We start from the raw sequence: 12,268 nt of genomic DNA, 5'->3' as shown, positions 1-12,268 counted from the left end.
TTTGATCTATGGCATGTTAATGGTATAACTATAATTGTTAATATTAAAATAGAACTTATGTCAAAAAGAATCCTAGCGGTAGATGATGATCCTGATATAGTAGACGTAATTAAAATTATATTGGAAGATGAAGGTTATGAGGTTTCGACTCTTACAAGCGGGAAAAACATATTGAATGTAATATCGTCAATCAGGCCTGATCTTATTCTGCTGGATGTAATGCTAGGTGGAATGGATGGACGTGAAATTTGCAAATCAATTAAATCGCATGCCATTTTCAAATATATTCCTATTGTGATGATATCAGCAACGCATAATTTGCAAAGCTTATTGAAATTACCAGACTCACCGAACGACTTCCTCTCAAAGCCGTTCGATATTGAAAACCTGTTATTTAAAGTTAAAAAACAACTTTATATAGGTCGTTAATTGTACTAATTTGAGTATATAGAGTACTAAATTGTATATATATTTTCTGTTTAATCCAATAATTATTAATTGGTTACAATCTTTATAGGATTACTTAGCATTTTATGTATCGGGCATTTATCTGCGATCACAAATAAACGCTGACGTTCGTCATCTGTCAGTTCTCCAACAAACTCAATCTTCCTTGTTATTGTCGTATCCTTGCTCATCTCCTCTTCCTTACAAATCGCCAGCTCTATTTTAATGCTATCCAGATTATAATTCTTTCTGTCCGCGTACATTCTAATAGTGATAGCAGTACAACTACCCAAACTTGCTAATAAAAGTGCTGCAGGAGGCATTCCTTCATCTGTCCCTCCAACATCAGTGGGTTCGTCAGCATAAATAAAATGCCCCCCGGAATATACTTTTGTCTTATAATGGGATCTATCTAGTTCTGTAATTGCGGTAATCTGGTTGTTCGACATAATAATGTGTTTTATTTCGTAAAATACGATTAAAATACAAAAGGGCCGAAAAATCTTCCAGCCCCATTATAATTATCAGTAAAATTAGCTATTCAGCTTCTCTTTTTATATAAGTTTTATTACCATTTTTATTGATGTAATACTTACCGCCACGAGGACCTGTTAAGATTTGCTCACCATTAGGCCCTTTTAAACTTCTATCAACAGTAGGCTTGTAATCCTTAACAGCAGCTGTTGTAGCTTTAGTTTGTGTCTTAACTGTGGTTACTTCCTTTTTAGCAGCCTTTACAGGTGCTTCAACTTTTTCCTTATTCGCTGTATAGCGCTTATCAGGAGTACCATCTTTTTTAAGTCCAGGAACTGTAGCAGCTTCTTTGCTTACTATTTTTTTAGTAGTTGTTTTTACTTCTTTAGCACTCGATTTTGCTGCTTCTTGTGTATTAGTGTAGCGCTTATCAGGAGTACCGTCCTTTTTAAGTTTTACGCCCGTTGCCTTAGCTTTATCCTCAGCTTTCTTTGCATCGGCTTTAACTTTGGCCGCGTCCTTCTTAGCGTCTGCTTTGACTTTAGCCGTTTCTTTTTTAGCAGTAGAAACAGTCGCAGTTTGTGCCATACTCAGGTTTACACATAAACCCAGAATAGCAATGAGTGACAATAATTTTTTCATAGTCTTTTAAATAATCAGGTTCCTTAATTGTTAAATGTTACCCACAGGATAACACTATACAATTTAGTGTATTCTAACCATTTTATGAAAAAAATATTGTTAATATTTATAGTCTGATCAGCGACTACATTCTGAATCTCAGGGAAACAGATCTACCAAGGGCCTGAGCAAGTTCCGGGTCAACTTTTACTCCTCCATCATTCTGAACCCAAACACCTTTGTCATTCTTTATTAAAACAATCTCCTGTCCATCAAAACTAATGCGAAGTTCTGTTGTTTCTTTATTGATTGCAGAATCATTTAAAATCTCATAAATGTAATCTGAATCTTTATATGTAATACGCATTGGCAACCCCATAATCTTATCTCTGACCGACAAAGGTAAATTAAAAAACCATATTTGGTCAGGGAAATAATCTTGGTTGATGAACTTCCCCCTCATTTCCCGACGATTTGTCGAAATTCGATACTGAAACACCAAACAACCTCACACTTTTATCATGAAAATCAATCCCATCCAATAACATTTTAGCTATATCTATGATGTGCTCTTGCAATACAAGCCCTTCTGGATATGATTTACTTCGGGTAATTTGTTTAAAATCACTAAACTTTACCTTCAATGTTATTGTACGACCGGACAAATGATAGGATTTCATTCTATTAAACACCACTATCGAAAGTTTTTCAATCTCACTTTTCATTTCATCTTGATCCGTTAAGTCATACGAAAACGTATCTTCTGCACCTATAGATTTGGTTTCCTGATTGGGTTCAACTGGTCTATTGTCTATTCCACGTACAATTTTATAAAAGAAGCGGCCGCTCTTTCCAAATAAATTGGCCAATTCCGTTTCAGATAACTTTTTTAAATCTGCACCAAAATGTAGCCCCCTGACTTTCATCTTTTCCGCTGTCACCTTTCCCACTCCATAAAACTTTTCAACCGGCAGCTGTTCAATAAACTTTTCAATTTTAGAGGGGCCAATAAAAGTCAAGCCATCAGGCTTGTTCATATCTGAAGCTATTTTAGCAACAAACTTATTTACAGACACTCCGGCAGAGGCAGTAAGGTTCAATTCATCCTTTATAGCTTGCTTAATTTCTCGGGCAATATCTATTGCAGAACCAATACCAAGCTTATCGTTGGTTACATCCAGATAGGCCTCATCTAGTGATAATGGTTGTATAATATCTGTATACCTGCTAAAGATTTCTCTTATCTTTCGGGATACATCTTTATAGGCAGCAAATCTTGGTGCAACAAAGATGATGTGTGGACATAACTTCAATGCTTGCTTAGACGGCATTGCAGAGCGTACACCGTACTTACGGGCTTCGTAACTCGCTTTAGCTACAACACCTCCCCTTCCTTCCGGAGAACCGCCCACAGCAATAGCTTTCCCAAATAATTCAGGACGATCCCGCTGCTCTACGGAAGCATAAAATGAGTCCATATCGATATGGATGATCTTACGGTGCTGCTTTTTATCTGTCTTATCCATTTCCTATAAACAAGAAAGGTCCCGATACTACCGGGACCTTCTTAAAAATAATCAAAGAATATTACTTTGCGTTCTTTTTCTCTGTTACTTCAGTACGGATTTCCTGAGCAAGGCCTTTTAAATCCTGCATTGCTTTACGTACTCTTGTACCAGCTGCACCGTTACCTGAATTATAAAATTTGTCTGCATCAGCCTCAACACCAGCGATTAGCTCTTTTAATTTTGAAAATTTTTCCATGTTTTTCTTTCGTTTAAGATTTTTAAATATATGATATAACGCTCTAAAGTTAATAATTATTGGATTTTCACCAAATGATTTTTTAACAACAAACTACTTTTTATTTTGGGCCTAATCATTCGTGCTATCACCCAGAGCTCATTTTTGCACTTCATTGAAGTAATATTCTCCTAAAAAATGGTTGCATTTTTCACTAAGTGTGCGCTGAGCTTTATCTTTCAATTGCCTGATCCTTTCTCTACCTATATTAAGAAAAGGTACCATATCATCTAAACTTGTTTTTTCATATCCGTTTATGCCGTAAAACATCATCAGAATTAATTGTTCTCTTTCTGGTAAAATGCCTAATGCCCGGTTCAAATCTACAGCCAATGAAGTCTTGCTTGTAAGATGATCACTACCTGGCATATTCTCATCATTTAACGTATCCATTAATGTAAAACTCGAACCTTCATGAACAATACTATCCAGAGAAAAAGCTAAGAGCGAGTTATCCATAAAATGAGCTACCTGCTTTGCTTCCATCGAAGTCTGCTCCGCTACTTCCTGGTAAGTAGGCGTACGTTCCAGATGTTGCTCTAGAGTTATGAAAGCCTTATTGATTCTATTGATTTGAACAACCTGGTTACCCGGCAAACGGACCAGTCGTTTTTGATCTGCAATTGCCATCAAAATCGTTTGCCTGATCCACCATACTGCAAATGAAATAAACTTGAATCCTCTGCTACCATCAAACCGTTTGGCAGCTTTTATCAAACCAATATTTCCTTCACTTATCAAATCTGCCAACTTCAGACCCCGGTCCTGATATTTTTTAGCTACAGATACCACAAAGCGTAAATTACGTCGGATTAACTCCTGCATAGCTGATTCCTCACCCGCTTTGATCCGTAAAACCAATGCGACTTCCTCTTCAATAGTCAAAATTCTTATTTTACCAATTTCATTCAAATATCTCTCAATAGAATTCGAATCTCTTCGGGTAATTGAAGGTGACACTCTAAATTGCTGCATATATAAATTCAATGATATGAGCCAAAGTTCAAGAGGATAAATGGTATTCATCTTGCTTAAAAAAAATACTGCGTTTAACGCAGTATTCTGGTTAATTCTCCATATATAATTTTTTTCATCTCATTTTTATTACACACATTAAGAATAATGTTCCAACAAAAAAAGCTGACCATAATGATCAGCTCTTTCTTAAAACAATAAAGTTTAATCTGTTATACGCCTAAACTCCAGCCACTACGGTATTCACGCTTCACAAATTGATTCACGTCATCAAAGTTTGTTACCCGGAGGTTTTCTTTATCCCACAGTAACTTAATATCTCTACCTGGATAATCGAATCCTTTTCCATTTGCTTTAGGACGCTGTACATCTGTTCCTCTAATTGCCAGGTTGGCAATCAATAGTGTTTCTGTAAGTGGTCCGGCAATTTCAAAAGGTGAGCTCAACTCCATTTTGCCATATCCGGCAATAGCAGCCTCAGCCCATTGCCAGTAATGGCCGTCAACACCACCTTTTACGCGTTCAATTCTTTGTTTGGTATGTACCTTATTATTGCGAGACAATGGAAGCAATTTAGGATTAGCACCATAAACACCACACATCATCTTTCCTTTTGTACCTTCAAAGATTACTCCATTTGTACCAAAAGGCTCGTTAGGACCAAGTTCCTCCGGACGAGCAGGTTTAATCCCACCATCCATCCAGTGGATCTGTACATCACTTTTAGTCTTTTTAGTTTTCGCAAAGGTCATAATCACATGACTTGATGGCGGACAACTATCAGGGAAATAGCCTCTTTTAAACTCGTCGACATAAATACTACCCACGCTGCATTGTACATCAATAGGTGTATCAAGGCCTAAAACTTTGAAAGGTGGCTCAACCAGATGACAGCCCATATCGCCTATTGCACCTGTGCCGTAATCCCACCATCCCCTCCAGTTAAAAGGAACTAGTTTTTCTATATAAGGTTTATAAGGAGCACTGCCCAACCAAAGATCCCAGTCCAGTTCTTTAGGCACTTCCCCATTAGTTGAAGGCCATAAAATACCTTGTGGCCAGGAAGGGCGGTCAGTCCAGCAATATACAGTATGTACTTTGCCAATCACACCAGCATCATACCATTCCTGTAACTGTCGTACACCATCACCAGAAGATCCCTGGTTTCCCATCTGTGTAACCACCTGATACCGGCTTGCCGCTTCAGTTAGTTTGCGGGCCTCATAAATATCATGCGACAATGGTTTTTCTACATAAACATGTTTCCCAAGCTGCATGGCTGCCATCGCAATCATAGCATGGTTATGATCAGGGGTAGAAACTACTACCCCATCAATGTTTTTGCCATCCTTTTCCAGCATTTCCCTGTAATCTTTATAGAACTTCGCTTTAGGGAAGTTTTTTACAGAGTTGGCAGCTCTTCTCTCATCTACATCACATAAAAATGCAATCTCAGATTTACCACCATTATAAATTTTGGCAAGATTACTTTCACCCTTTCCACCAACACCTACACCAGCCACCATTAGACGGTCGCTAGGTGCTAAAAAACCTTTGCCGCCCAATACATGGCGTGGAACAATCATAAATCCTGCAGCAGCAAGTGCACTGGTTTTAATAAAGCTTCTTCTCGAATTACTTACCGTTGAATCTTTATTTTTATCCATTTGTTATCCTATTCCTTTAAATCCAATATATAAATTACTTCTTTTTGCTAAGGTCTTTAATCCTGATGTTTTTGAATTGTACAGGAGAACCATGTCCCAGGAAGCCAATATGACCGCTATCACGTTTTAACCCTGGGTGGTTTTTACCATCTAAAGTACCTTTTTCCCTAGCCTCAGTAATGTCAGTATCTAAAATAGTTGTTCCATTAAGGATTACCTTAATTTTTGGACCTTTTACAATTACTTCCTGATAATTCCACTCACCAACAGGTTTAAGGAAGCCTCTCTTTGCAGCAGCAATTCCATAAGCAGAGCCATGGTACTGATAAACATGCAGTTTACTATAAATTGGTGCATCATTATCTAAAATCTGTAATTCAGTACCTTGATAAGCAGCATCACCTGTTAAAGGAGCTCTAATACCTAAACCATTATTTGCACCTGGTGTTAATTGAAACTCGAAACGGAATATAAAATCGCTATATTCTTCTTTCGTGAACAAATTACCACCTGATCCTTTACCTGGTTTCGGACGGATTGAAATGTTTCCATTTTCAATAACATAATCAGTCGTGTTACCGGTCCAATTGTGCATATTGGTACCATCAAACAATACTTTATAACCTTCTTTCTTTTCCTGAGCACTTAGCTCAAATGGCTTTGGACGAGGAATTTCTCTGATGAAGATATCGCGGTAAGCAACTGGAGAACCATGTGCCTGTAACTCAATCTGCTCTTCAGCAAAAATTGGTAAAGTTCTGTCCCAGAAGTTCTCAAGGATTACATTATCAGTAACCAATACACCATTCAAATAAACAGTTACACGGTCACCGATCATTTTAATACGGAATGTATTCCACTCATCAAGTTTGTTATCAGCAACTTTTAAAGGTTTGCTTGGATGTACCTTATTGTTATACAAACCACCAGAACCTACCTGTGCGCCTACTTTTGTACGTGCAAGATCCCAGATCTGTACCTGAGGAGTACCACGAAGATAAATACCTGCATCACCTTCACCTTTTTTGTCATCAATGATTTTCCAGTCTACCAGCATTTCGAAATCGCCATACTTTTTAACAGTAGCCAGGTTATTGCCATGACTCATAAACTGAAGTTCACCATTTACAGGAACCCAGCTTTTAAGTGCTTCAGCATCAGCTTTTGCTTGCGCTTCAGCCAATGTTTTAGCATCCATCTTGGCTCTTTTTAGTGGATCGCCCACTAAACCTTTCCAACCGGTAAGATCTTTACCATTGTACATAGACACAAAACCCTCACCTGCTGGCATCTCAGCTAAATACTTACGCATAGCTTCAATTTGATATTCACTATCTGCACCTTTAATAGTGGAGATGGTTTTATTGATCAAGCCTTTAACGATATCACCATTGTATGACTTATCTGCAAGCGCAATATTCATTACGGTATTAGCAGCAGCTTGTTGTAAAGCCGGATTGTCAAGATATTTGCCTGCAAATAATAATGAATTTAAGCACTTTGCAGATTCCATATCCTTTAATATCTGTTTTTGCTGAGCAGGAGTTTTTGCTACTGCCATTGCTTCACGCAATAACAATAACCTTTGCTCTGGCTGATATTTAGAAGCTCTTACTAAACGTAAGTAACCATCAACTGCCTGATTTACATAAGCAGCACTGGCAGGTTGACGAGCAATTTTAATCAACTCATCTTTAGCACCAGCATTACTCCATGAAGAAAGTGCAGTAATAGCCGCCTTTTTAGTCGTTTCATTACCAGTAGCAAATGCTTCAGAAACTGCTTTTAGTGACTTATTACCACCTAAACTAGCTAATATTTTATAATACAGATCTTTTTTATCAGCAGATGAAGACGCCATTTGTTGTAGCACCATATCTACTTGTTGACTATTGTTTTTAGTTCCTTTTATAGCTGCAATAATTGCATCCTGAACTTTTACCAATTCTGCCTGATCTGTAGTTTCATTTAACAAAGTAAATAACTGAGGAAGGTTTTCACTTGTTACAGTTTCTTTCAGTGCAGAAAATGCTGCTTTTTTAACCTCAGGATTTTTGCTCTTCAACTGAGTAGTAATTGTACTTAACTGAGCATTTGCAGCTCTTGCAGCTAATACATTGATCAAAGCTACCTGAACTTCAGGTTTTGCTTTAGGAATAAAAGCAGCAACAGTAGCTGGAATTCCAGCACCATTCATTCTTGAGATTGTTCCTGAAGTAGCTTCAATATCTGCAGCAGTACCTTTGCTCATTGTTTTAAGTAAACTAGGAAGTATCTCTTCGCCACCTAACTTACCAGCAGCATCAATTGCAGCAGCTTTCACTCCAGCATCTTTACTTTTAAATAATTTGGTAATAGTAGGAAGTACCGATTTCATTTTGCTATCTCCAAGCATACCCAATATAGCAACCTGTGTTGCTGGCTCAGCTTTACCAACTTTCTTAGCCCATTGAGCTGCTGTTTCTGGAGTAATGTTTACTAATGCCAATTTCATTGCCGCAGCACGGTATTCAAATTGCTTATCATTTAACGCACCAAGTAAATACTCATTACTTTGAGCCTGACTAAATTCTGCAACCAATTTCAATGCAGCAGTACGAATATGCACCTGATCATCAGCTGTTACTTTAGCTAACAATTTCTTTGCGATGTTATTTGCAGCATCTTTTTGGCCATTTAGCATCAGTTGATCTGCATAACGCAAATATGAAGCAACAGCATCTGTTTTTTCATATTTATAACCGCTTTTTTCTACTGCAGTAGCAAAAGCACTTTCTGAAGCTGGGTCAGCTATCTTTGCCAGTGCATACATAGCCATTTTAGCGAGGTCATTATTACCAGTAGTTAATGCAGCAATAGCGCTTGCAGCCGGTTTATGACGAGTATCGCCTAATCCTTCTACTATAGAAAGTTTTGCAGCACCATTAGCTTTACTTAAGGCACTTAGCATTGCAGCATTAGCTGCAGGAGTATTGATTTTCACTAATGCTCTTACCGCAGGATCTGCTAACTGAGCATTTGTTAAATAAGGCTGAATCGCTGCAACTGCATCATTATTACCTACAAGCTCTAACTGAGCAAGGATAAATGATTTGTTATTCGGATCAGACAATTTACTCAATGCTTTAGTATAAGCACCTATGCTCATTTTTCTCCAGGCATCTTGTCCCGGTTGAGTAACATAACCCGAAAAGCCACCAATTGCATATTCTAACAATGCATTGTTTCCTTTTCCAGGAGCCGTTAAACCACTAATCAAAGTGATGTAACCATCTTCCCCTAAGAGCGCAATTTCCTGCATGCTTCGTTTTAACTGTTTAGCATCTGCAGCAGGCAAAGTAGCCAACAAATCTGCTATACGTGTAGTTACGGTACGCTGGTCTGTTTTATCCTGTGCAAAAACGTTGCCTTGTAACAGAACAACTGCAAGCAGAATAAATAATATCTTTTTTATCATTATCGTGTGGATAAAATGTTTTATTAAAATTATTTTAAGAATGAAAATTAAATGGTGAAAGGTGCACGCATAACCGGATTAATCAATCTGTTCGCGCCTTCATCATCGATAAACTCTTGTTTAACCGGATCAAATTTCAGGTTACGACCTAAACGTAAAGCAGCTAGTCCAATGTTGATGATATTACATGAACGGTGTCCGTTCTGCTCATTTAATGCAAAAGTTTGTCTGGTTCTAACAGACTCAGAGAAATTTGTCATTTGTGGCGCCGGATCTGGGAAAGCAGCTAGTTTACGTTCCAAATCAGGAATATCCGATTTAAAGCCCGGATAAAGTTTTCCTTTTGGTCCTTCAATGTAAGGAACATTAGCATCTTTAGCCTCTCCATCTAAAATAATCTGGCAACCATCAGCATAAGTATAAGTTATTCTTCTCCATATACCTACTGCATCAGTATGTTGCTGAGGTGCATCAATTTCTACTGAGATTGGGTTAGTATCATCTTTACCAAGGAAATACTGAATCGGATCCAGGTAATGTTGTCCCATATCACTTAATCCACCACCATCATAATCCCAATATCCACGGAAAGTCTGGTGTACACGGTGAGTGCTATAAGGTTTGTAAGGTGCCGGACCTAACCACATATCGTAATCTAGTTCAGCTGGCACTGGCTCAGGAGGTAAATTGTCTTTTCCTACCCAGAAAAACTTCCAATCATAACCTGTGTGTCTGCTTACAGTCACCTTTAAAGGCCACCCTAACAAACCACTATCAACTAATTTCTTAACAGGTTTAACTGTAGTACCTAAACCATAAAAATTATCTTTAAATCTGAACCAGGTATTGAGTCTGAACATACGTCCATTCGCTTTAACTGCTTCCATTACTCTTTTTCCTTCACCAATGGTGTGGGTCATTGGTTTTTCACACCAAATATCTTTTCCGGCATTTGCAGCATCAACAGCCATAATACCATGCCAATGCGGTGGCGTCGCAATGTGCACAATATCCACTTCAGGAAGTTTAATCATTTCCCTGTAATCACTAAAGGTTTTAACGCCTTTATCTAACATTGGTAATGATTTGGCAATATGTCTTTTATCAACATCACAAATAGCAACTACTTGTGTTCCCTCATAAGGAAAATGGCCTCTGCCCATTCCACCAACGCCAATTACAGCTTTGGTCAACTTATCGCTTGGCGCAAGAAATCCTTGTCCGCCCAATACATGTCGGGGAACAATAGTAAATGCGGCCAATCCTATCGCGGTTTTCTTAATAAACTCTCTTCTAGAGCTCGGTTGTTTTGGTTCTTCAGGTTTCATATCAGCTTGTGTTGAAATTCATCAATCATGCACTCTCCAACATCATCACATCGGAAATTTGCATGGTTAATATTAGGTAGAAATTGTCAAAATCACAAAACATACTTTAATTATTTACGTATTAAAAATACTTTCATAATTTTTTAATATAAGTTTCCTACATTTAACAAAATAGAGCAATTAAACCAATGAACCTTCATCTATTAAATAACATAATAAAAGAAACGCATAACAAACAGCTGGCCCACAAATATCAGTTAATCAAACATCTTTTTAACTCAGGCCCATGCTCAATTTCTACTTTATGTCACACCATGAACATGAGTACACCCAGTATTTTAAAACTGATCACCAGTTTAATGGATGAAGGCTGGATAGAAAAGAAAGGTTATGGAGTATCTATTGGTGGCAGGAAACCAGATTTGTATAGTTTAATGGATAAAAAGATCCTGATCATTTGCATTGATATTGCATTATTTCACACCAAAATAGCTATAATAGATAATAATTATAATTATGTTGTTGAGGCCCAAACTATCTCCTTGCCGATCTCAAAAAGTACGGGATCAGATTTCTTCAATGTTTTAAGTAGTCATATTGACGACATTTTAAAACACCATAACATAAGTGTCGAACAACTAATCGGCTGCAGCGTCGGTATGCCTGGTTTAATTGATTCTGAAAAAGGCAGGAGCTATAGTTATTTTCTTAGCGATACAGAAGACACTTGCTTAACATCTGAATTTGAAAAAATGCTAAAACTTCCTGTTGTGATCCAAAATGATGTAAATGGATCGTCTATGGCAGAATTTACGCATGGGATGGCAAAAGGCAAACAAAATGTCCTGATCCTATTGATGGACATGGGTGTCGGACTGGGAATTATCATGGATGGTAAATTAAGAAAAGGTGCTTGTGGTTTTTCCGGAGAGCTTGGACACATCCCATTTGTAGAAAACGGCGCCTTGTGTTATTGCGGTAAACACGGTTGTCTGGAAACCATTGCTTCTGGCAATGCATTATCAGAAATGGCAAAAGAAGGGATTCTCTCTGGCAAGAATTCGATGTTGAACAAACTCAGCAAAGAAGAGCTACAAAGAATTGATCCAGCTGTAATCATCGAGGCAGCAAATAAAGGTGACCAATATGCCATTCAGCTGCTCTCCAATATTGGTACTTATATGGGAAAAGGGATTGCAATGTTGATTCAGCTGTTTAACCCGGAACTGATCATTTTAAGTGGAAAAATTGCAGAAGCAAAGCAATACATCACCCTACCGATGCAACAGGCAATCAATACTTACTGCATGACCCAGATCAGAGAGCGGACGACAATTATCTCGTCTGAGCTTGGTGAAAATTCGAGGCTTTTGGGTTATGCCACAACAGGTATCAATCATTTTTTAGACATTTGTATTAAGAAAAGCGGAAAATCAAAGTAAGGCAATCATTTTATGTTATTTTTTGTTATTAAATTGTAATAGCTAAAAACAACA

The 12,268-nt window shown here is 37.8% G+C and carries 11 protein-coding genes; 2 read left to right on the top strand and 9 right to left on the bottom strand.

Annotated elements, in window-relative coordinates; translation table 11 throughout:
• Positions 1-57: 57 nt before the first annotated feature.
• Complete coding sequence (locus WC623_RS18030) at positions 58-429, top strand: PleD family two-component system response regulator (protein WP_372853644.1); 372 nt, start codon at positions 58-60, stop codon at positions 427-429.
• 65 nt (positions 430-494) lie between these two features.
• On the opposite strand, the gene WC623_RS18025 is transcribed toward WC623_RS18030, so the two are convergent.
• The 9 genes from WC623_RS18025 to WC623_RS17985 all read right to left on the bottom strand — a co-directional run bounded on the left by WC623_RS18025 (position 495) and on the right by WC623_RS17985 (position 10,772).
• Positions 495-896 (bottom strand): OsmC family protein, encoded by a 402-nt coding sequence (locus WC623_RS18025; RefSeq protein ID WP_372853642.1) that lies wholly within the window; start codon positions 894-896, stop codon positions 495-497.
• A gap of 88 nt (positions 897-984) precedes the next feature.
• Complete coding sequence (locus WC623_RS18020; RefSeq protein ID WP_372853640.1) at positions 985-1,563, bottom strand: hypothetical protein; 579 nt, start codon at positions 1,561-1,563, stop codon at positions 985-987.
• A 124-nt stretch (positions 1,564-1,687) separates the two neighbouring features.
• Entirely contained in the window at positions 1,688-1,909 is a 222-nt protein-coding gene (locus WC623_RS18015; protein ID WP_372853638.1) for a hypothetical protein, read from the bottom strand.
• 58 nt (positions 1,910-1,967) lie between these two features.
• Entirely contained in the window at positions 1,968-3,068 is a 1,101-nt protein-coding gene (gene dinB, locus WC623_RS18010; RefSeq protein WP_372853636.1) for a DNA polymerase IV, read from the bottom strand.
• Positions 3,069-3,129: 61 nt separating this feature from the next.
• Complete coding sequence (locus WC623_RS18005) at positions 3,130-3,306, bottom strand: histone H1 (RefSeq protein WP_090780608.1); 177 nt, start codon at positions 3,304-3,306, stop codon at positions 3,130-3,132.
• A 138-nt stretch (positions 3,307-3,444) separates the two neighbouring features.
• Positions 3,445-4,371 (bottom strand): RNA polymerase sigma factor RpoD/SigA, encoded by a 927-nt coding sequence (locus WC623_RS18000; protein WP_372853635.1) that lies wholly within the window; start codon positions 4,369-4,371, stop codon positions 3,445-3,447.
• 161 nt (positions 4,372-4,532) lie between these two features.
• Complete coding sequence (locus tag WC623_RS17995) at positions 4,533-5,987, bottom strand: Gfo/Idh/MocA family protein (protein WP_372853633.1); 1,455 nt, start codon at positions 5,985-5,987, stop codon at positions 4,533-4,535.
• A gap of 34 nt (positions 5,988-6,021) precedes the next feature.
• Positions 6,022-9,444 carry a DUF1080 domain-containing protein gene (locus tag WC623_RS17990; protein WP_372853631.1) on the bottom strand — a complete coding sequence of 1,141 codons (3,423 nt, stop codon included), beginning with the start codon at positions 9,442-9,444 and terminating at the stop codon, positions 6,022-6,024.
• A gap of 47 nt (positions 9,445-9,491) precedes the next feature.
• Positions 9,492-10,772: a Gfo/Idh/MocA family oxidoreductase gene (locus tag WC623_RS17985; protein ID WP_349785267.1), complete on the bottom strand. Its 1,281-nt coding sequence runs from the start codon at positions 10,770-10,772 to the stop codon at positions 9,492-9,494.
• A gap of 320 nt (positions 10,773-11,092) precedes the next feature.
• On the opposite strand from WC623_RS17985, the gene WC623_RS17980 reads away from it, so the two are divergent.
• Positions 11,093-12,214 carry an ROK family protein gene (locus WC623_RS17980; protein ID WP_372853629.1) on the top strand — a complete coding sequence of 374 codons (1,122 nt, stop codon included), beginning with the start codon at positions 11,093-11,095 and terminating at the stop codon, positions 12,212-12,214.
• Positions 12,215-12,268: the final 54 nt, after the last annotated feature.

The sequence above is a fragment of the Pedobacter sp. genome (assembly GCF_041645105.1).
GTDB lineage: Bacteria > Bacteroidota > Bacteroidia > Sphingobacteriales > Sphingobacteriaceae > Pedobacter.
This window is presented reverse-complemented; position numbering and strand designations above follow the sequence as displayed.